We start from the raw sequence: 22,004 nt of genomic DNA, 5'->3' as shown, positions 1-22,004 counted from the left end.
TTATCTTCTAACTAATCTGTGCAAAGTGTTTTGACAAGAATGGATAGAATAATAGAATCACTATCACATGTCGTGATAAAGGGAACTTTTAATCAGTTGAAGTCTTATTGCCTCTCCGCACTCGAAAAATCTCTTATCTTTCTTTAATAAAATATAACGTCAAAAAACAGGTTCCAAAGCAATTAATTATCACTTCAGAACCTGTCATAGTAAAACTCTCTAATTATTCAACTACACGTCGTACAACACCTTTAAAAGCGCCCTTCCAATAGGTATTGCTCATAGAATCAATCGATACACCATGGGAGGTATTATCATTAAGGAAAGTGCCGTTCCCTAAATAAATCCCAACATGTCCATTAGTTTTGTATGTGTCAAAGAAAACAAGATCGCCTCTCTTCATTTCAGAAGCACTTACGGCTCTTCCATTATTCACAAGTTGATCTGTTGACCATCCAAGATTTACCCCGCCTGATGCATATGCCCAATGAACAAACGCCGAACAATCGAATACTCTATTTTGGATATCAGCAGTTGTTCGACCTCCTCCCCATTTATAAGGAGAGTTTCCAACGATTGATGATCCTACACTTATCGCCGTTTCAATCGCCCCTACCCCTTGCTTAGATACAGGAGTCGTTGATTTAGCAGTCGTTTTCTCTTCTTTCACTGCGGCTGTCGATGTCGTTGTTGCTTTACTTTCATTACTTTTTTCTGATGTTGTTTCTTTCTTTTCTGATGTTGTTTCTTTCTCTTCAGAAGATGATTCTTCCTTTTCGGCTTCTTTAGCAATTTGCTTTTCTGCTTCTGCTTTCAGTTTCTTTTCTCTTTCTTTATCTAACCATTCAGCTTTTTGATTTTCTAAATCACTTAAGTCAGCATTTGCACTATTTTGTTCTTGTTTTGCTGAAGCCAACATGCTCTTCTTATCATTCATTTGATATGTAAGATCTTCCTTTAATCCTTCAATTTCTTTAAGTTCTTTTTGAATCTTGTCTAATTTATCGTTTAACTTTGCTTCCGAATCTTCCAAGGTCTTGATATCTTCTTTTTGTTGATCCAAAATGCTTTTATCAGCATCAACGATCTTGGCCAAAGTAACGGTTCGATCAACGAAATCTCCAAAGCTATCGGCATTTAGAAGTACATCTATATACGATGTAACGCCATTACCACTTTGCTGAATGGAACGCGCTCGCTTTTCGAGCATTTTATAACGAGCTTCAATTTTTTTCTTCACGTCCGCAATTTCTTTCTCTAATGCTTTTACCTCATCTTTGGTCTTCGCAACATCTTTCTCATTGGCTTTAATTTTTGCATTTGTCTCATTTACTTTAGCATCCAGCTTCTCCACGAGAGCTTTCATTTCTGCTTCACGCTGCTCTAATGCCGATATTTCTTCCTTTTTCATCTCAATCTTTTGATCTAGTTCTTCGTTCGCAAATACGGACGAACTAGAAAAAGTAGAAAATAACACACTTGCCCCGATGATAGACGTCAGACTAACAGATAGTAATTTATTTTTTTTCATTTTTCTCCCCTAAACTCCCTTATATTTTTCTTTTTTAATAGACTGAAAGATTATTCGTTTATAATTATGTATGACGGACTCTCTTTTCAAGAAAATCCTAACTCAATAGTTGTATTTTACTAGTGCAAAAGTGACAGTACATAAGATTTGACTTCATTATAACATCATCTTTCGACAAATAGGGATTTTTTCCATTACATTTATATTTCAAATTCATTACATTACTGTCGAATAGGTTTATAAATCTATCAAACAAAAAAACATGAGAATTTTCTCATGTTTTTTTGTTGCTAATTACCTAAAAGTTCTCTGGTTTTATTTAAGATTTCTTCATCCTTCAATCGAAACTTAAATTCTACTCGTCGCGATTCATCTGCACTGTATTCTCCTTGTGCGTTTGTTCGATAGTCTGAATATGATTTGCTATTAACGGTTAATTTATTTTCTAATTGCTTCTGAATCTCTTTATATGGAAAATCCTCACTTAAAATATAGTCCGCTACACTATAGGATCGATCCTGTGCTAATCGTAAATTATATAAATAGCTCCCATCTCGATCGGTATGTCCCTCAATAATAATTTCAGCCACATAATCTTCATATCCGCTCTTCAATAATACATCTAAATATTTGGGAACAAATTCATCTAAAAATTCTAAGGAAGCTGGCTTTAATTCCGACTGATCGTAAGGAAAGAGAATCTCTGTATTGAAGATCATCGCTCCTGTTTTTTCATCAACCTCAATTCCTGCTGCGGAATCCTTGAACTCTGTTTTTAAATCCTCCACCAATTGTGAGCGAACCCCCATGATTTGATCAATCGTTTGTTTCATTTCTTTAATTTGCAATGATTTGGTGACCATCATAATAATAAAAATAAGCATAAAACACAATAAAATCGTTGTTAGAAGATCTGTAAAAGAAGGCCAAAAATGAGAATCATCTTGCTCATTTCTAAAAAGGCGCATATACTTAGTAGTCATTACGGCTCAATCCCATCCCACTATTTACACGAACGGCTTCCTGTTCAATACGATTGATCGAATTCATCTGTCGATTGAACGTATGAAACTCCTGCCCCAGCTCCTGTAATAATTGCTGAATCGAACGAAAACTATTTTGTTGAATGTCTTCTGATCCTCTGCGGATTTCCGTGAATTCTTTCCTCATTCCATTTGTTGTCAATTCAATAGAATCGCCAATATTTCGCGCAACCTGGTCTAATTTTCCCCCAAGTGTTCCCTCTAGACTGGATACATAGTTTGAGAGCGTTTCTTTTAACAGGTCCACTCCTGTATCCAACTGTTGCTCTCGCTGTTGAAATGACTGGTTCATTTTCGATAGAACAGCATTCATTTCGGTGATCACCTGATTATTTTTCATGCCCATTTGTTCATATGTTCGAGAAGCCTCCAGCACATTCTGTTCAAAAGTTGCTGATTGTGTGGAATGATCTTTTAAATGGTCACTAAATGTTCGATTGAAATCCTCAAGCTCACGAAAACGATCGGACAGTATATGTTTATATTCATTTTGAGTTTGATTAATGACTTCTAGAGCTTTGGGCAAGTGAACAATCGAATTGCCAAGTTGATCAAATTCTTGTGACAGTTTGCTTAAATGAGTAGTAATCCCTGCTAATTTACCCGTTATATCATTTCCAAAGACTTGTTTAAACTCCTGATTATGCTCTCCCATCTTCTTTACTAATTCATCACTCTTTTGCATCATTTTATCAACTGTATGGCGGATCGTACCTTGTTCTTCTACAAGGGCGCTTGTAAAATCTTTAAGTTCATCAACCGATTCTCCATATCGACCCAATGTTTGAATCTGGACATTTGAGGTTTCCTGCATTTTTTCATAGGTTTGTTCAAAGGCTGTTGCTAATCGTTCATTTCTTCTATCCGCTTTTTTAAAATAAGCAAATAAGGCTGCAAAATTTTTATTCAGCTCTGTTGTCCCTTCACGAAATCCCTCCGTAATCAGCTTCATTTGCTGAAATAGCTCTTGAAAATCCTGCAAATTGTTCGAAAGACCTTCATTAAAAGCAGCTAAATCCTTTGCTGATTGTTGTAAGCCTGTTGTATATTCTTGAAAACCTGTGAAAGCTTTTTCCATATTTTGCAGAGATTGTTGATTGGTTTGCTGTAGACTTATAATTGATTGGTTGATTGTTTCCGAGACTTGAATAAGGCGGGTCATTCCATTTTGCTCATGCCCCTCCAAATGACTTTCAACCATTAACATGATATCTGTTAACATATATTCTGTATTGCAGAGTTTCACTAGTAATGTCATCAATAGTGAGAAGCTCATTCCGACAATACTTGTGTAAAAAGCCACATCAATTCCCGATAATACTCCTGTAACATTTTCAACTAGCTGATCTTCAGTCGTTTGAATACTTCCTAAAGAAATCGTTAGTCCAATAAATGTTCCCAGCACACCAAGAAGGATAAAAACCGATACCGTCATTTGCACGATTTTAATAAGCCCAACAACAGGTATATTCCACAATCGCCAGCTTGAAAAACGCTCTTGTACGAACGTTTCTGCCTTAATTGTATCCTTCTCTTGTCTCTTTTCGAACTGTTCCTTAAAAGTTCGCAGGGGTTCCATGTCCAATTTATTTGTTTCTTTTAGATGATTACGTATTCTTCTTAGCCTCATATACAAGGAAATATGAATCCCTAGGGACAAAATAAATATAATAAACAAAGCCATGAATATTAGTTCGATGATGGGATTAGTTAACATCGCCTCTGCCTTTTCCGCGGTCGTAAATAATTCCAAAATGGCTTGAATCATTCCTTTTCCACACCCTTTCAAAGCAAAATGGAAGAGGAAATACTGATCATATCGTCAGACATTTTCCCCCTTGTCCTTTATTGCTATTCAGAGTTTGGATGATTCATGAGTAAAAATTAATGGAAATCAGTTATCGAGTCTGTCCCCGAAGTCGAAAATTGCCAAAAGGCGTCCTTGTCGCGGGCATCGCTTTAGCCTTCAAGCTGTGAGGTCTTTAGCTGATGCTATTCCCACTAGCGTCTCGTCATTTTGCGATTTTCTTAGCATTTACTCATAAAAAGAAAGAGAACCCCTCCATTCCTTTTTCATTGTTGAAGACTTGTTCTCTATCCCCTTTCAGTAGAGGTGTTTTTAGGTTGGGTATGGTTAATCGAGTGGTACGGAAAGCAAGATATAAACCATGAAAATTTTATAGTAATTTAATAAACGAATAACCAGCTGACAATAGATAATAGTAATGAGACGGTCATAATACCGATAACCACGATTAAATGTTGTTTGCGTTTTATTGATACAATTGCTATGTATTCCCTAACCATGGCGTTTGGCCAATAGTAAAGGGCCGTTTTTGCTCCAATTCCTTGACTATCTAAACCAGCCTTTCGAGCATAAATACCAGCGCGGAAAAGGTGGAAATTATTAGTTGTAAAAATACTATTATACGGTTCATTTAGGCTCAATTGGTCTAATAGCTCTTTAGAAAACTTCATATTTTGATACGTATTAATAGATCGATTTTCTTGAATAGTATCTTTTGCCGGAATACCGTGCTGAATAGCATATTGTTGCATAGCTTCAGCCTCTGGAAGGCTTTCGTCAGCACCTTGACCCCCAGATAGAATAATCTTCGGTGGAGTAGTTTTTGTTTTCTGCTTATTATAGAATTCTATTGCTTTATCAATCCTGCTAGCTAATAGGGGTGGAACTTTATCCTTTATTAAGCCACTTCCAAGAACAATAATAAAATCCTGTCTATATTTTGGCCGATTAAATTGATATAACGTATATGCAGTAAAGAAATTTAACAAATTAAAAAAGAAATAAAGCATGACTAAGGACACTCCACCGAATAGTGGTTGTAAATGATCGGAAACATATTGAGAAGGATGCAATTGCCTAATGATTAAGATGAATATAATTCCAAGTGCCGTAATCATTGTTAACGAATTAGCTAGCCTCCTCCCTTCCTTCCTTATAAGAACCCGAGCATTTATAAAAAGTCCGACAATCAGCGCGATTACACCGAATGGGATGATAATAACTAAGGCGATAATCGGAATAACAATTAAGAATTTTAGTGCCTGAAGATCCGTTCGAATTGCATACACCGAACAGAGCAGCAAGAAGGAAATAATAAAAACATTAAATAATAAACCATTAATTATTCTCCTCGGCTCTCTTAAATATGAATACACAAACAAAAGAAAAAGAAGAGTTGTAACAACACCTATCCAAACCATAATTTCACCTCTTTAGTATTTCATGTTGAATGTAATTGTTTATTGTGACACCAACCTAGACTATGTATACACCTATACAAATTTACAAATAGAACTTGTTAATTCTTTACTTGGAAAACCTCAGTCTTTATAAGCATCAATTCAATAATCTGTTCAGACATATAATAGGAAGACGGAGAAAAGCCATCTTCAATCCACCGAATAACGAGACCTGCGATTCCATGCGATCGATAGATATATAACCATTTTGGATCAAGTTGTGTTTCTTCCTTTATTTCATATTGATATTCCCTAATAAACAATTCCTCAATCGCTTTTGCCATTTGATATCGAAAATCCACCTGGAGATGATCGCTTAATAAAATATTAAATAATTGGGCGTTTTTTTCAAAGTAATGAAAAAAGGTAAGATCTTTTGCTTGCAATTCCTTCATATTCACTCTTTTTAACTCTTTATATGGTTGACGTACTTCCTTGATCATTTCATGAAGAGTTTCCTGAATTATTTCCTGTAATAAGTTTTCTTTAGTTTCAAAATGCGAATAAAAGGTGCCACGATTATAGCCTGCTGTTCTCACAATCTCTGTTATCGTGATTTGATCAAAAGGTTTTTGAGCTAACAACTGAATAAATATTTCTTTTAAAGTTTTTTTTGAACGCTGTATTCGTTTATCAATCATCATTTTCCCCTCTGTTCTCCTTTTATAATAAAGAGTATTATTTCAACATTTTTCTATACAAATATATATCTTTTGTATGTTACTGTACACTTTCAGGTTATTGATGATTGAAATAGGGGAACCTTTAATCATATAGTGAAAATATAAAGAGTGAAGGAGGAAGATTTATGACATTTCCAGTACTAGAAGGAAAAGTAGCAATTGTAACAGGCGGAGCCATGGGGATGGGCGAGGCTACTGCCAAGCTCTTCGCAGAAGCAAAAGCAAAGGTTGTGATTGCAGATTTTAATGATGAAAAGGGAAATGAAGTAACAGCAGCAATCAATGCTAGCGGAGGAGAAGCAGCTTTTATAAAAACAGATATCTCGAAATCTGAGCAAGTACAAGCCATGGTTCAATTTGCCGTTGATACTTTTGGCAAATTGGATGTTGCAGTAAATAATGCAGCTTTAACTCCAGATGACAAGCCCGTAGCTGAGTTTGATGAAGATTACTGGAATCAACTTATTTCCGTAGATCTGACTGGGACAGCCCTTTGTATGAAATATGAATTACAACAATTGTTAAAACAGGATAATGGTGGTTCGATTATCAATATTTCTTCTGTTAGTGGATTTCGTCCTCAGCCTAATAACATTGCTTATGTAGCAGCAAAGCATGGCGTTGTGGGGATGACGAAAGTAGCTGCAATGGAGTATGGTTCAAAAAACATTCGCATCAATTCCGTAGCCCCTGGTGCAATCGACACACCAATGCTGCGCGGAGCCTTGGATCAATTTGGTTTTACAGAGGAAGAATATGCACCACAATTAAGTCTATTGAACCGTTTTGGACAACCGAAAGAAATTGCACAAGCAAGTCTATGGCTAGCATCTGATGACTCTTCTTATATCACTGGAACAACGATTCATGCTGATGCTGGTTATACTTCACGCTAATCTGGTGAACCATTTGGGGGTTTGACTCTCAGGTGATCCCCGCTTACCATTTATTCTCCACAAATATAAAATGGTACTCTAATAATTCCCGGATCAAGTCAACTGATTCGGGATTATTTGTTTGTTCTCTTTTAATGACAAGCAAGGGAGTATATTTACGGAAAAAAGTAGAGTATAATATCAGGTGGTTATATAGATACCCTTATTAAGACAACCATGTATTTCCACTATCTATGCCGTGTTGTAATCGCTTAAAAAGCGTCGAGTAAACATTTCTAGCTTTCACTAATAACTGGAGGTTTTTAAAATGACTTTACCAAATTTCGAGGAAAACTTGCAGAAATACGCAAGACTATTAGTTGCAAAAGGAATTAATGTCCAGTCTGGAGATTGGGTAAAAATGACGGTTACAGTCGACCAGGCACCATTAGCCCGTCTTATTACAAAGGAAGCCTATCAATTAGGAGCTGAAAAAGTAATTATCAAATGGTCTGATGATGAAATAAGCCAATTGCATTACTTACATCAGCCCGTTGAAGTCCTTACCAATATACCTGATTACGAAATTCAGGAATCTGAAGACCATGTTTTGAACCATCGTGTAAGTCGATTATCAATTGTTTCAAGTGATCCGGGATTATTAAATGAGGTTGATCCTACGAAAGTTGCTACTTACCAAAATGTAGCTGGTAAAGCCTTCAAAGCTCAACGCATCGCTACGCAAAATGATGATGTAAAATGGACAGTGGCTGCAGCTGCTGGCGCTGGTTGGGCAGCACATGTTTTTCCTGACCTATCTACTTCTGAAGAACAAGTGGATGCCCTGTGGGATCAAATTTTTAAAACTTGCCGTGTTTACGAGGATGACCCTACTGCTGCTTGGGAAGAACATAAAAAGACATTGAATGAAAAAGCCGCGGTATTAAATGAAATTCAATTTGATGCTCTCCACTATACAGCACCTGGGACAGATTTAACTTTGGGTTTACCTAAAAACCATATTTGGGCAAGTGCTGAAAGCTATAATCCCAAGGGTGAAGATTTTATCGCCAATATGCCAACGGAAGAAGTATTTACCGCTCCTGATACTCACCGCATGGATGGGGTCGTTCGTAGCACGAAGCCTCTAAGTTATGCTGGTACCCTTATCGAAGGCATAGAGGTTCATTTTAAAGATGGAAAAATCATTGATATTTCTGCTGAAAAGAGTGATGAGGCGATTAAAAAGCTTGTTCATGATAATGAAGGGGCGACAGGCTTAGGCGAAGTGGCCTTAGTTCCAGATCCATCACCTATTTCTCAATCAAATATTATATTTTTCAACACCTTATTTGATGAAAATGCATCCAATCATCTAGCGATCGGCTCAGCGTATCCAACCACCATTCAAGGCGGGACAAAAATGAGTCAAGAAGAATTATTAGAACATGGTATGAACACTTCCGATGTTCATGTTGACTTCATGATCGGCTCTGACAAAATGGATATCGACGGCATCAAGCAAGATGGTACAATTGTTCCTATCTTCCGAAATGGAGACTGGGCAATTTAAAGAACAAAAGCGCAAGCGCCCGTTTAGCGACGTACAAACTTTTTAAGCTTCTGACGAGATAAAGGATACACGGCGAAGAATGAGCCGATGTTGACTTATCGTAGGAAGAAGCTGAAAGTTTGCTAGTCGCTGGGCGCTGGAGCTAGACGACAAAACTCAAAATCACAACTTATCCACAAGCTACAATTTTATAATTTCCTAAACAAGAAAAGCGCAAGGCGCCCGCCTATCGGCGACAAGCAAATGTTCTGAGCCAAAGAAAGGCGTTCTTTGCCTTTCTTTGGCTCAGGTTATTATGCAGAACATCGGCTAAATTCGCGCCGTCCTGGCGGCAGACTCAAACGCGACGTCCTGTCGCTTCGTCTGCACTAGTACATCCTGTACGTCGCAACGCCTTTCTGACCACCATCCTGTTGGCTTCCGGCAAGCAAGTGTTCTGAGAGAAAATTGTTAAAAGAAATTGATGGCCCTTTAGGGGAAAGGGAGGAAATAATTTGAGTTATGAAATTATAACGTTACCGGCCTATCGGACAGTAGGATTAAAATGGGAGGGAACATTCTCTGAAATTGTACCAAATTTAAAAAATGTCATTCAACAAGCTGAAGACCGCACCAATGAGATAGAGGATAAGGTGAAACCTAATGTTCAATTAGGGCTATCTTATCATGTAATTGAAAATGGATTCGCACATTATGCGGTTTATGAAGTTAGTGAGAAGCAGAAAATTCCTGATGGGATGATTGAAATTTGGGTTCCTGAATGGACGTATGTGAGGACAACACATAACAAAGGAGAAGATATACAAAAGACCTATACGGATTTACATCAATGGTTATTTGATAGTAACTATACCGCATTTAGAGAATCTGGTGTAAATTATTATGATCCTTATATGCCAATTAAACATGAGCATTATCCAGTTGATCGTGACCCGAATGATCCTCATTTTGATATTTATATTCCAATTGTAAAAAAATAACGTTTTCTTATTGAATAAAAAGGGTCTTTAGTCGATTAAGAATTAAACAACTATATAGGAACCCTACTATAATAGTTGTAGCAAACCTCGTATCTTTTAAAGCAAAAGTCAATAACCCATAACAAAACGCCGTTCTAACTCGCTTTATGCGGGACTGCAATAAGTAATTTAAAGATGGAGAAAAACATGGAGTTTAGAAAAACAACAATAGAAGATATCAATCAGATTATGTCCATTTTCAAACAGGCCCAACAATATTTTAAAGACAATCATATTGATCAGTGGCAAAATAATTATCCCAATATCCAAACCATCAAAGATGATATGCAAAATGGATATAGCTATGTTTTATTAAAAGACGGCATCCCTGTCGCCACTGCGGCGATTTCTTTTGACGGGGAAAAAACCTATAAAGAAATCTATAATGGCAAGTGGTTGAGTGATGGGGAGTATGCTGTTATTCATAGACTTGCAGTAGATCAGCAACACAAAGGGCAAGGGATATCATCTGAGGTTATGAAAATTATAGAAAAGATGTGTATTGATAAAGGAATCAACAATATTAAAATCGATACACATGAACAAAATTTGCCTATGCAAAAGCTCCTGCTAAAAAATGATTTCACATATTGTGGTGTTATTTTTTTAGAAGACGGAAACAAGCGGATTGCTTTTGAGAAACAAATCAACTGATATATTAAATTGGGGTACGGAAGTTCAAGACTTCCGTACCCATTTTCAGATAGAGTAGCTAGTTCACTTGCTCTATCTTTGATTAACCCTTTTAATTCATTCAACTCTCCTCAATATAAACCAAAGGATTATTTTAAGAAAGAAAACTTTAGTCATGTTAAATATCCGCAAGAACTTTCAAGTGTTTGATACATTTTTTAGTCAGCATAGATGTGTTACCGGAACTAACATACCCATTGCATTATGCTTCTTCTACCTTATCAAACACTCTATCTGTACCATTGCCATAGCGGAAACAAGTTATTTTTCCAGTATTCTTATTTACCCTAACTATATCAAACGCTGTATCGTTTACAGTATAAGGTGTGAATTCTTTTGCCAGGCAACAGAGTTGTTGTATATAGCGAACACCCTCACAGATATGATAACCATCATTATGAACATGCCCGGAAAAACTACCAATCACGCGATTTTTTGGTCTATTTGCAAAATCAATGTCTCGTTCTATTTCATAGTACCAATAATCGGGATCTGTTGGATCAATGTCCGTTGTATATATTTCATCTGTTCTACTATTTTGAAAAGCAGTTGTAATTCTGCGCATTGTGTCCCCGTTAAACATTGTATCGTCCTTATAAACATTATCGAAAATATTATGCGACATAATCATCACTTGATAGTCATCTGGTGTTGTTTCTAAAGCGTCAATATAGTCATTCACCTGTTCCTTACCATACGCGGATTGGTGAAATGGGTCATGGTATAAGTATCCATCATCGTTTGTCGTATATGGCACATCGTAAGAATTTAAAAAAATCACTCTGATATTATCATTTTCAAAGTCACGATAATACATATTGTTACCCCATGACACTTGGTCGTCATTCGTCCGATAAACCATCAAATTATCCTGTAAGTCCTTCGGAATAAGATCCGATAACAAAAAAGGGTCTCGGTGTTCCTCATTTTGTTCACGTGCATACACTCCGGAATTATCATGGTTTCCTAAGACCCCATAATTTAAGGTGTTAGGGTCTTTAAAAAATCTGCCAATCACATCATTTATATCAGCTAGTTCTTTCACTGGCTCTTTCCATCCATCCACCCAATCACCCAAATGTACTTTGAAGGATAAATCATACATTCCCGTGACATAATTGGCATGATCAAATACTTGCCGTGCGATCAATGACTTCTTATACTCTGGGCTTTCCCGATCTACATGTGTGTCAGTCAATATCATAAATTCGAAGTCACTGTCCTGTTTCGGTTGCAATTGCAATCTAGCAATATATTCACCTAATAAATAATGATATTTGCCTTGGTCATACTTTTGAATATTCCAGTCTATCCTGTTTTGGTGGTCTGTTATCCCAAACCAAACAACGGGACTAATACTATGGGCTAACAAATAAAAATATCGTCCATTTATATCCGATTGATTCTTTAAAAGGAAATACCCACTGGTTGGGTTGATCCCAGTTGGTAAACCATCAATGGGAGTAGCGTTCAACTTTCCATTAGGATGATCACCAGGTTTTTTGAATATATCGTAATAAAAACCAGGCTCTAAATCACGAATATCGGTTAATACTTCTCCTTCTGGCAACCCCATATCTGTACCTAATGATGTTCCTGTTGGAAAAGTTAATCTTTTCCGTTGGATTTCAGACTCATCCTTAATTTTTACGCTTTGCACCCACCCTGTAAAAACACCGTCACCATTAATTTCACCTGTATATGTGACATTTTTTGCATTCATGTGCACTTCGTAGTGATGACGCCCAGCTCCATCAATATCAATCACAAATATCGTACACACACCATAATCAATAGGTAGATTTTTTTGCTCTGGATTATACCTGTCCCCAGCCTTCTCTTCATCCGTAGCCAACCCTAAGCGATAGTAGCCTGTCGGCAAAGAAAAAAGGTCTTGATTTTGGTTCCAAGATTCTTCACCTTCAAGATATAAGGGATGCCCATTGTTATTTACTAAAGGATAAATGTCATTATTAACATAAAAGCCACCCTTTTTCCAACCGTTTTCATAAAAATACCAATCCCCAGTTAGCTTGACTAAAACAATTCCATTCCTCCCATTTGGGTATTTCTTAGCTAAATCAGATACATTCTCAACAGCATCAACGGGTTTAGCATTAACTATACCATTCATTAAGTCATTAACTCCTTTCGTAATGTCACATTATTTTGGTTTGTTTTTATTCAAGTCTAGGTCTTTGAGGAATTCAACATTAATGGCTGTTTCATATGTTTCGGTACTACAAATGTTTAGAAAGCGCTTCCTCACTTCTATTTTTTTATAAACAATATATAAAACCTAACTACCTAATTACCTTCATTTAAAATATTATCATCCAATTCGAAGTTTGCTCCAATCCAATAATAAAGAGCATCATTACCTTGTTTAAGGTTACAATATAGTTTACTTGCTAATTCCTTTTTTATCTTCTCGTACTCGACACTATCAATCTTATTTACCAACTCAAATGGATCTTTTTCTAAGTCATATAATTCACTTATGTCCGCAGGATTAACAATCAATTTGTACCTTGCATTTCGAATCATTCTTAATGGATGGGGAAAATGAAGGCCGTGAAACTCACAAACAATTTCTTCCCTCCAATCTGGTTTCTTTTGTCCTTTTATCAAGGGAACAAGGCTGTTTCCATCATAAGATGAAGGTACAGATAATTCCGCAATATCAAGAAAAGTTGCAGTTACATCTACTAAAGAAACCAAATGCTTATCTACAACATTTTCAGGTGCTCCTGGAATTCTTATTATTAACGGAACATTATAAATGTCTTCGTACATTGCAGGTCCTTTAGAGTTCATCTTATGTGCCCCGGTAAATTCACCGTGATCCGAACTGAAAAAAACCGCCGTTGATCTTTCCAATCCTAAATTCTCCAATTCATCAAGAATCATACCTATTAGATCATCTATCATTTTTGCATAGCCTCTGTAAATAGCAATCAGTTTCTTCCACTCATCTAAAGAAAAACTATCAAAAGCCCAATAGCTTGAATACTTTTCTTGTACTTTCGGCTTGTTTATAAATGACTCTGAAAATGATTCTGGTAATTTTACTTTATTTGAATCATAGTAGTTATAATAGTGCTCAGGTACGTTATAAGGTAAATGCGGACCAAACCAATGGCAAGCCAAATAAAAGGGTTCTCCTTCATTCCGATATCCATCGGCGTATTCTCTTAACTTAGTAATAGTTTTTTGTGTAAGAAAATATTCAAAAGTTGCTTCCAACGGTCCATCATATTGGCCAGCAATTCCATTAGTTTGTTTTCCATTCGGAAGCGTCCCTCTAATTACTTTGGATAGATTACTTAGTTTAAGATTATTATCTTTCAAATACGTTAAGTATGCCTGGTGGTTTATCGGATTTTCCCAACTTGGATAATGCTCTCCTTCAAAACCAAAATAAGACGGAGACTGTTTTTCACTCACATGCCATTTCCCCTCAAGACCAACTCTATACCCTGCATTTGCCAATTGCTTGGAGAAAGCAATCTGATCATCGCTTATTTCTTCGGGATAACCAATATTATGATCGAAATTCGTGAGTATTCCATGTTTATGTGGCATTACACCTGTAAGTAATGATGCTCTTGCAGGAGTGCATACCGCATTCGGGGTATAAGCATGTTCAAATCTTATGCCTGTTTTTGACAATCGATCAATAGATGGAGTACTTACTTCTTGATTTCCATAACAGCTTAAAGTATCAATTCTTTGTTGATCCGTAAATAAGAACAACATATTCATTTTATTACCATCCATCACATAATTCTCCTTAAATATTCTAAAATCAATAGGTTTATACCCTGTATTTGTTTCCAAAATTTGCGTAAATAGTAAAACTTTAGAAAATGTTTTTCTGACTACAAAAGAGATATTTGTTTTTATGCTTTAGCACTTTTACTTACTAACTTTGGTAATATTTCTGTATCTACTTCTGCAAAATGGCAAGCACTAAGCTGTCCCCTCTCATGTTCAATAAGCTTTGGTTCTATTTGACTACAAATATCCCTAGCCTTCCAACAGCGTGTATGAAAGCGGCAACCGAATGGTGGATTGGCAGGTGAAGGTATGTCGCCTTCTAATAAAATTTCTTTTCTATTGTCCATAAGCCATGGTTCTGGAACAGGCTCTGCTGACAAAAGTGCTTGCGTATAGGGGTGAGATGGAAACTGGAAAATTTGGGTTTTACTACCAGTTTCCACAATCTTGCCCAAATACATCACCGCTATTCTGTCACATATATACCGTACAACCGAAAGATCATGTGAAATGAACAAATACGCCAAGCCTAGTTCCTTTTGCAAATCTTGAAGTAAATTTAAAATTTGCGCTTGCACTGATACATCAAGAGCAGAAACTGCTTCATCGCAAACAATCAACTTGGGTTTTAATGCAAGAGCCCTAGCAATACATATTCTTTGCCGTTGTCCACCTGAAAATTGATGGGGATAGTTATCCGCGCTATCTGGATTCAGACCAACCATTTCCATAAGTTTTATTACCTCTTTATCCCAATCTTTTTTTTTCACAACAGTAGGATGTACCTTCCATGGCTCTTTGATAAGTTCTCTGATTGTCATCCGAGGATTTAAAGAAGCATCCGGATCTTGAAAGATTAACTGGATATCTTCGCGTAATGTTCTTATTTCTCTTTTTGATAATGTGGTAAGATCATAACCTTCAAAATAAATATGCCCACTTGTAGATTTTTCGAGTCCAACGATAGTCCGGGCAACTGTTGATTTTCCACACCCGGATTCTCCTACCAACCCCACAGTCTCACCAGGAAAGATCTCTAAATTTATCCCGGAAACTGCTTGGATTTGCCCAATTGTTTTTCGCAATAAATCACTCTTAATAGGGAATGAGGTAACTAGATCCTTGACTTTCAATATCGGTTTACCTAAATTCGTAACCATTATTCAGAACCCCCTTTGAAAAATGACATGCGCTTTTCCTCCCTTGTGTAACCTCAGTTAATGTCGGATTCTCATTTTTACATATGTCTTGAGAAAAAGGACATCTAGGTTGAAACGGACACCCCTGTGATAAGTTAATAAGGTTTGGCGGGGCCCCCTTTATGGGAGTTAGCCGAGTACTATCTTTGTTAACTGCTGGAATTGAATTCATTAAGCCCAAAGTATATGGGTGTGCAGGATTTCGAAATACCTCTTCTACCTTACCTTTTTCCACGATACGACCTGCATACATGACCGCTACACTGTCCACATAGTTTGCTACAACTCCGAGATCATGGGATATAAGAATTAACCCCATATTTTCTTCCACCTTAAGCTCTTCAAGAAGATGCATAATTTGAGCTTGGACTGTAACATCTAAGGCGGTTGTTGGTTCATCCGCGATAATAACTTTGGGATTTAATGCTAAAGCCATTGCGATCATCACTCGTTGCTGCATGCCACCAGAAAACTGATGAGGATAGTTATTTATTCGATTTCTAGCATCAGGAATTTTCACCCTTTCCATTAGTTCAACAACTGCTCTCTTTACCTGTTTTCTTGGCAAGGATTTATGATAACGAATGGCTTCACCAATTTGAAATCCGACAGTAAACACAGGATTAAGTGCACTTAAAGGATCTTGAAAAATAATAGACATTTGAGTCCCACGCATTGTTCTTCTTACAGATTCTTTTGCCTTTAAAAGATTTTGACCTTGAAAAAAAATTTCTCCTCCTACAATATGTCCGGCTGGTTTGGGCAAAAGACCCATTATAGCCTTAGCGGCAGTACTCTTTCCACTGCCCGACTCCCCAAGTATAGCTAATGATTCGGACTGTCGAAGTTCTAAAGAAATTTCATTGACAGCCCTTACAGTACCAGCATTCGTATGAAATTCTACGGAGAGATTACGTACATTAATCAATGGATCCACATTACGAGACTCCGATGTTTTAAACATGGTCTGTTCATATGCCATTAAAAGTCCTCCTTCTATTCAAACATACAGCACAATAATTGAAAAAATGAACATGACTCCTCATTACAACAGTAAATGAAAAAGCTTATTGTCACCTTGATACGGAATATTTTTTGTATGAACAAAAGCGCAAGCGCCTTGATCAGCCCCGACAAGCAAATGTTCCTGAACCTAGGAAGGGGCTTTTTCCCTTCATAGGTTCAGGGTTATTTGGCCTCGAGGGGCTAGGCACTGGAGCTAGATGGCAAAACTCAAAATTACAACTTATCCACAAGCGACAATTTTATAGTTTCCTGGACCAGAAGCAACATATATTGGCCAGAATCTAATAGCCCAGATTTAACATTACGCATAATGTTAAATGAGGCCTCAGAACATTAATAAAATGCACTTCTACTTGTCTATTGATACATCACTAAGGTCAATAGAGGCTGATGGACTTGTTTTAAATCCTTCTATATTTTTGCGTATACCAAACACATGATTCAATTCTACTGGAAAAATCCCAACTGCATCGTCCCAAATAATTTTATTTGCCTTAGCATATAGCTCTTCCCGCTCACCCAAATCAGTTGATTCTTTTGCATCGTTCAAAATTTCATCCAGTTCTTCATTCTTATAACCGTTCCTGTCTGCTTCCGAAGTGTAAAGACGTCCAAGTGTATAATCTGCATCTCCAGTTTTGACGGCATTAGTTTGTAAATTCATATCCCAATCCAAAGCATTAAGTTTATCGATCCATTCGGCTCTTTCCAATACGATGGGTTTTACTTTGACACCAACTTTTTCCCAATAGGATATCATTGTCTCTGCAAGCTCACGAATTTGTGGACCTCCACCTTCACTCCACATCATTGAAGTTTCAAATCCATCTGGATAGCCTGCATCAGCCAAGAGTTTTTTTGCAAGTTTCGGATCATAGTCATAAGGTTCCTGTTCTGAATACCCAAATGCTGTTGATGGAATAGGTGCCTTTGCCTGTTCGCCAGATTCCCCAAACAATTCATTAACAATAGCTTCAGTGTCAATAGCATGCCACATTGCTTTCCGAACATCTACATCATCAAATGGTTCTCTGCCGCTATTAAACCAGTTAAAGTAAAATACGTAACTAGGAATACTTTCAACATCAACATCAGCAGACTCTATTAATTCTGATATTTGGTCGTTTGGAACTGTCCAAGTAGCATCTATTTCTCCGGTTAACAAAGATGTCATACGAGATTGCGTTTCTGGAATATTTTTGAATTCTAATTCACCTAGTTTTGGTGCTCCTCCCCAATAATTGTCATAACTGCTTAACTTTAATACTTGTTCAGGGCTAAAAGATTCTACTTGGAACGGGCCACTACCGATTGGATGCTTAAAAAAATCTGCGTCATCAATTTTATCTGCTGGAGCAATATATAAAAGAGAAAGATTAGAAAGCATAGTTCCTAAAGGTCTTGTTGTTTTGATGGTAAGCTCATGCTCATCAGTCACTTCGACAGAATCCAACGTATTCCATAACACATCCAACGGAGAGTCTCCTTCAACCAATTTCTCCAATGATGCCTTTACATCTGTAGCTGTCAAAGATGATCCGTCATGGAAAGTTACATCATCTCTCAATTTAAATACCCAAGTATTTTCATCCGGCTGCTCCCATTCTGTAGCAACGCTTGATTTAAATTCCCCCTCATCAAGCTCAATCAAAGTATCGTATATTTGACTCGCCGCAAGAATTGTCGCTTCTTCACCTCCACTTGTTCCATAAGGATCCAATGAATTAATTCCTTCATTATAAGATACAATTAGGCTTTCGCCTTTATTTTCAGATGAATCTGATTCATTGGTTATTCCAGCGCATCCGCCATTTAAAATGGCGATAAACATGAGAAATAGCACGCCCATACCACGCATTAAATAATTTTTTAAATAATCCACCATTTACTCTCCTCACTCTTTTTCAGTATTTTACTCGTACTTTCCTAACGAACAGTTTGATTATTCTAAACATTGTTCTACTAATTCACTTAATATTCCGTGTTTTCTTATTTAAATTAATCTCTTCCCCTTTCCATAAACACACTTGATAAAAATGTGATTTACCAAAATAGACATAAATGCATTTAATAATCTAGGTAATAGTTTTCAATCGACAAATGTATCAAATTTATCACGCAACTTATCTCCCAAAAATCCTATGCTCACAACTACTATTGCTAGGACAATACCGGGCATAGTAGAAATCCACCAAGCCGAACTAAGGTAATCACGACCGTTAGCAATTATAAGCCCCCATGATGGATTAGCCTGAGTAGTTCCTAACCCTAAAAAACTAAGAGAGGCCTCTGAGATCACCACTAATCCAATTTGAACAGTTGCAATTACAAGTAATGGAGACAGGCATGAAGGTAATATATACCTTGCAAGTATTCTCATATTCTTCATACCTATTACTCTTGCAGAATCTACATAATCTTTATTTTTAACAGCAAGTGTCGCACTTCTTGCAACCCTAGCATAGGTTGGCCATCGTGTAATCGACAATGTAATAATTATATTTGTAACACTTGGGCCAAGAACCCCCGCAAAGAGAATAGCTAATATGGTTGAAGGAAAGGATAATTGTATATCTACAATTCTCATAATTATTGTGTCAATAATACCGCCAAAGAAACCGGAAATCATTCCCGCCATCATACCCACCAGTCCACCAATTAACACAGTGGACACTGCAACTAATAATGATATGCGTGCACCATATACAATCTGCATTAGTACATCTCGCCCAGCCGAATCCGTTCCAAGCAAAGTTACTGCTCCATTGTGAAGAGAAGCCCCAGGAGAAAGCAACCGGTCTTCAATATGAGTTTCCATTGGATTAAAGCTGATAACCATTGGTCCAATTATTGCTATTACAACAAATATAACTGCGGGAATACATAGCAATATGACACCCCAATCTAAAGACGCCTTATCTATTAGTCCAATTTTTGTCTGTTCAGATACCAGTGTTTTACTACTCATCATTTTTCCTCCACTTTAATGCGCGGATCAATGTATCCGTACAAAATATCTACAGTTAGATTAATCACAACATAGAAAACAACAATTACAGCTACAGACGCCTGAACAATTGAATAATCACGGTAAAGTATTGATTGGAGTAAAAGACTACCTATCCCTGGCCAAGCGAATACTGTTTCTATAATCACAGCACTTCCGATAAAATCTCCTAATAATAGTCCAATTACTGTTATCACCGGAATAAGAGCATTACGTAAAACATGGACATAAAAAACAATCCCTTCCCTTAAACCTTTTGATCTTGCAGTTTGGACATATCCTTGACGCATCTCTTCTAAAATCCCATTTCGAATTAACCTTATTAACATTCCAATAAAAGGTAGACACAAAGTTATTGATGGTAGAATTAAATGCGCAATAGAACCCGACCCTGCACTTGGTAGAATGCCTAGGAAACGAGCAAAGATTAAAATCAAGATCAGCCCTACCCAAAATTCAGGAAGCGATTGGCCTATTAATGAAAAGGTAGATATAATCTTGTCGATAATACCGTTTGTTTTTCTGGCTGCCATGATCCCCAAAGGAAAACTGATAATTAACGCAAATATAATTGCACTGAAGCCTAATGTAACTGTGTATGGTAAGCGCTGTAATACATTTCCGAGCGCCGATCCACTTAATCGGAATGAATCTCCAAAGTTTAATTGGATCACGTTCATAATATAGTTACAGTACTGAACTATAAGTGGTTCATTAAGTCCTAAAGCTTCATTCAAATTTTGTATTTGTTCCCTGGTGGCATTACTCCCTAGCATCACTGCGGCTGGATCCCCTGGAATAACACGAACAATCAGAAAAATGATCGTAATGGCACCAAAGATGGCAAATAGCGATTGTATAGTACGTCTAACTAAGTATCCTGCCATTTAAATCGCCACCTTTCAAAAAATTAATGGAATAGAGATTTATTCTTTGTAACTATCGAAAAAAACAAAAGATCCCCATTTCTAATGTCTTAGTTCTTTGCTTTGTAGGCTTCCTTCTAAAGGATCAAGTGTATCCTCACTACTCAAAATTCAAAACAGTTTTTCCAACTTTTATTTTCTATTCTTTGACACTATAACCCCAAAAATATGAAGAATATTTTGGATATATCATAGATGGATGTGATGTAATATAGTTGTCGCCAATTCAACTAGTACATTTTAAAAAGATGATGACTTTATCGTCTGTAAAAGTATGTACGCAGGAATTACAACATGTAACAAAACGAAAGTTAATCCAATAGGTAAAACGCTTTCAATAAGTACAATATATAGCACTTGTACGAAGATCCTCCCCTCCGGAACATCAGATATTCCTGATCAATCTTATAGTTACCACATTGTGCTTAATTGTATGTTTAAGCATGATTTCTTCATTTTTTAGATGTAGCTCATCGAAAAACTCTTAAATTTATAATATTACTATTCATATCATACCCCTTATGTTCATTTGTGTTTATTTTTGTTCATTATAGATGTAGCTATTTTAAATGTCAACGATTTTTTCGAATAAAATAATTATGACAATTTTTGTTTACACTTTCTTTCCAGTCTTCTTTCACTAAAATCCGCATGGTATACACCATCAATCATATTTAGCCACACTATAATCACATTACCCTTAATTGTATGTTGAACTGTGGTTTCATCTTTTTTTAGATGCAATTAGCAGAAAAGATCTTGATTTTATGATGATATTTTTTATATTATATCTCCACGAATGTTCACTTTCGTTTACTTTCGCTCGTTACAATCTGATGTTCATTTTCTTTTCTATGACTAATAACCGATCAAGTGCCTCAAACAACTTATCTATACAATCACATGTAAGCAGATATATGTAATCAATCACTATCAATCTCTTGCTCTTTTCGAAATTGTTATTGTGATTTAACTGTTAGTAGACACCTTTTCAACATCTCAATACATTAAATTCAACTTGTACTATGCCAGGATATACCTTCTGCAGAACTGAAAACGAGGTATTCCTATTTCAAATCTGAGAATGTGCGGTGGTAATTGTATTTCCTATACTTAAATTAAAAAAGCATTTGACATAATACGCTAAACAACAAAAAGAGGCTGGGACAAAACCCAGTAAAAACAGAAAAAGTGATTTTCTACTAAGATGAAGTAGGAAATCACTTTTTTAATTTGATTAAAAAATGAAAAAATGTACAAAAAAAGGATACCTTCTGATAAAGTTAAAGTACCACTACAAAAACAGAATCGAGGTATCCTTATGTTTAAATATTATAACGTAAATCAAGTCGTTTTGCCATTAGATTTCGAGATGAAATTAC

The 22,004-nt window shown here is 36.5% G+C and carries 16 protein-coding genes; 4 read left to right on the top strand and 12 right to left on the bottom strand.

Going from position 1 to position 22,004, the window contains the following annotated elements; all coding sequences use genetic code 11:
* Positions 1–223 precede the first annotated feature (223 nt).
* From KI375_RS26430 to KI375_RS26410, 5 genes are all read right to left on the bottom strand, one after another.
* Positions 224–1,531, bottom strand: coding sequence for a coiled-coil domain-containing protein (locus KI375_RS26430; RefSeq protein WP_212976355.1), 1,308 nt, complete (start codon positions 1,529–1,531; stop codon positions 224–226).
* Between the two features lie 290 nt (positions 1,532–1,821).
* Positions 1,822–2,514 carry an OmpA family protein gene (locus tag KI375_RS26425; protein WP_212976354.1) on the bottom strand — a complete coding sequence of 231 codons (693 nt, stop codon included), beginning with the start codon at positions 2,512–2,514 and terminating at the stop codon, positions 1,822–1,824.
* The gene (locus tag KI375_RS26420; protein WP_212976353.1) at positions 2,504–4,342 is read right to left on the bottom strand and encodes a MotA/TolQ/ExbB proton channel family protein; all 1,839 of its coding nucleotides are present in this window, start codon (positions 4,340–4,342) and stop codon (positions 2,504–2,506) included. The genes KI375_RS26425 and KI375_RS26420 overlap by 11 nt, the downstream gene beginning before the upstream one ends.
* Before the next feature lie 419 nt (positions 4,343–4,761).
* Positions 4,762–5,802 (bottom strand): YdcF family protein, encoded by a 1,041-nt coding sequence (locus tag KI375_RS26415; protein ID WP_212976352.1) that lies wholly within the window; start codon positions 5,800–5,802, stop codon positions 4,762–4,764.
* Between the two features lie 98 nt (positions 5,803–5,900).
* Positions 5,901–6,482: a TetR/AcrR family transcriptional regulator gene (locus KI375_RS26410; RefSeq protein ID WP_244853106.1), complete on the bottom strand. Its 582-nt coding sequence runs from the start codon at positions 6,480–6,482 to the stop codon at positions 5,901–5,903.
* Between the two features lie 167 nt (positions 6,483–6,649).
* Between KI375_RS26410 and KI375_RS26405 the strand changes: the two genes are divergently transcribed.
* The 4 genes from KI375_RS26405 to KI375_RS26390 all read left to right on the top strand — a co-directional run bounded on the left by KI375_RS26405 (position 6,650) and on the right by KI375_RS26390 (position 10,645).
* The gene (locus KI375_RS26405; protein ID WP_212976350.1) at positions 6,650–7,420 is read left to right on the top strand and encodes an SDR family NAD(P)-dependent oxidoreductase; all 771 of its coding nucleotides are present in this window, start codon (positions 6,650–6,652) and stop codon (positions 7,418–7,420) included.
* Positions 7,421–7,727: 307 nt separating this feature from the next.
* Entirely contained in the window at positions 7,728–8,972 is a 1,245-nt protein-coding gene (locus KI375_RS26400) for an aminopeptidase (protein WP_212976349.1), read from the top strand.
* 494 nt (positions 8,973–9,466) lie between these two features.
* Entirely contained in the window at positions 9,467–9,952 is a 486-nt protein-coding gene (locus tag KI375_RS26395) for a GyrI-like domain-containing protein (protein ID WP_212976348.1), read from the top strand.
* Between the two features lie 186 nt (positions 9,953–10,138).
* Positions 10,139–10,645 carry a GNAT family N-acetyltransferase gene (locus KI375_RS26390; protein ID WP_212976347.1) on the top strand — a complete coding sequence of 169 codons (507 nt, stop codon included), beginning with the start codon at positions 10,139–10,141 and terminating at the stop codon, positions 10,643–10,645.
* Positions 10,646–10,886: 241 nt separating this feature from the next.
* Here the strand turns inward: KI375_RS26390 and KI375_RS26385 are convergent, their stop codons facing one another.
* From KI375_RS26385 to KI375_RS26355, 7 genes are all read right to left on the bottom strand, one after another.
* Positions 10,887–12,818: a hypothetical protein gene (locus KI375_RS26385; RefSeq protein ID WP_212976346.1), complete on the bottom strand. Its 1,932-nt coding sequence runs from the start codon at positions 12,816–12,818 to the stop codon at positions 10,887–10,889.
* Positions 12,819–12,991: 173 nt separating this feature from the next.
* A complete protein-coding gene (locus KI375_RS26380) occupies positions 12,992–14,464 on the bottom strand; it encodes a sulfatase family protein (protein ID WP_212976345.1) in 1,473 nt (490 codons plus the stop codon).
* Between the two features lie 122 nt (positions 14,465–14,586).
* Complete coding sequence (locus tag KI375_RS26375; RefSeq protein WP_212976344.1) at positions 14,587–15,624, bottom strand: ABC transporter ATP-binding protein; 1,038 nt, start codon at positions 15,622–15,624, stop codon at positions 14,587–14,589.
* Positions 15,605–16,645, bottom strand: coding sequence for an ABC transporter ATP-binding protein (locus KI375_RS26370; RefSeq protein WP_212976343.1), 1,041 nt, complete (start codon positions 16,643–16,645; stop codon positions 15,605–15,607). The genes KI375_RS26375 and KI375_RS26370 overlap by 20 nt, the downstream gene beginning before the upstream one ends.
* Positions 16,646–17,038: 393 nt before the next feature.
* Positions 17,039–18,571: an ABC transporter substrate-binding protein gene (locus KI375_RS26365; protein WP_212976342.1), complete on the bottom strand. Its 1,533-nt coding sequence runs from the start codon at positions 18,569–18,571 to the stop codon at positions 17,039–17,041.
* A gap of 207 nt (positions 18,572–18,778) precedes the next feature.
* The gene (locus tag KI375_RS26360) at positions 18,779–19,657 is read right to left on the bottom strand and encodes an ABC transporter permease (protein WP_212976341.1); all 879 of its coding nucleotides are present in this window, start codon (positions 19,655–19,657) and stop codon (positions 18,779–18,781) included.
* Entirely contained in the window at positions 19,657–20,583 is a 927-nt protein-coding gene (locus KI375_RS26355; RefSeq protein ID WP_212976340.1) for an ABC transporter permease, read from the bottom strand. Before KI375_RS26355 ends, KI375_RS26360 begins: the two co-directional genes overlap by 1 nt.
* Positions 20,584–22,004: the final 1,421 nt, after the last annotated feature.

It is taken from the genome of Bacillus sp. J14TS2 (assembly GCF_018333015.1).
In the GTDB taxonomy this organism is placed as follows: Bacteria; Bacillota; Bacilli; order Bacillales; family Bacillaceae_C; genus Lederbergia.
This window is presented reverse-complemented; position numbering and strand designations above follow the sequence as displayed.

Coding starts and splice junctions, on each gene's coding strand:
- KI375_RS26430 (WP_212976355.1), bottom strand. CDS start 1,531: ATGAAAAAAAATAAATTACTATCTGTTAGTCTGACGTCTATCATCGGG.
- KI375_RS26425 (WP_212976354.1), bottom strand. CDS start 2,514: ATGACTACTAAGTATATGCGCCTTTTTAGAAATGAGCAAGATGATTCT.
- KI375_RS26420 (WP_212976353.1), bottom strand. CDS start 4,342: ATGATTCAAGCCATTTTGGAATTATTTACGACCGCGGAAAAGGCAGAG.
- KI375_RS26415 (WP_212976352.1), bottom strand. CDS start 5,802: ATGGTTTGGATAGGTGTTGTTACAACTCTTCTTTTTCTTTTGTTTGTG.
- KI375_RS26410 (WP_244853106.1), bottom strand. CDS start 6,482: ATGATTGATAAACGAATACAGCGTTCAAAAAAAACTTTAAAAGAAATA.
- KI375_RS26405 (WP_212976350.1), top strand. CDS start 6,650: ATGACATTTCCAGTACTAGAAGGAAAAGTAGCAATTGTAACAGGCGGA.
- KI375_RS26400 (WP_212976349.1), top strand. CDS start 7,728: ATGACTTTACCAAATTTCGAGGAAAACTTGCAGAAATACGCAAGACTA.
- KI375_RS26390 (WP_212976347.1), top strand. CDS start 10,139: ATGGAGTTTAGAAAAACAACAATAGAAGATATCAATCAGATTATGTCC.
- KI375_RS26385 (WP_212976346.1), bottom strand. CDS start 12,818: ATGAATGGTATAGTTAATGCTAAACCCGTTGATGCTGTTGAGAATGTA.
- KI375_RS26380 (WP_212976345.1), bottom strand. CDS start 14,464: ATGGATGGTAATAAAATGAATATGTTGTTCTTATTTACGGATCAACAA.
- KI375_RS26375 (WP_212976344.1), bottom strand. CDS start 15,624: ATGGTTACGAATTTAGGTAAACCGATATTGAAAGTCAAGGATCTAGTT.
- KI375_RS26370 (WP_212976343.1), bottom strand. CDS start 16,645: ATGGCATATGAACAGACCATGTTTAAAACATCGGAGTCTCGTAATGTG.
- KI375_RS26360 (WP_212976341.1), bottom strand. CDS start 19,657: ATGAGTAGTAAAACACTGGTATCTGAACAGACAAAAATTGGACTAATA.
- KI375_RS26355 (WP_212976340.1), bottom strand. CDS start 20,583: ATGGCAGGATACTTAGTTAGACGTACTATACAATCGCTATTTGCCATC.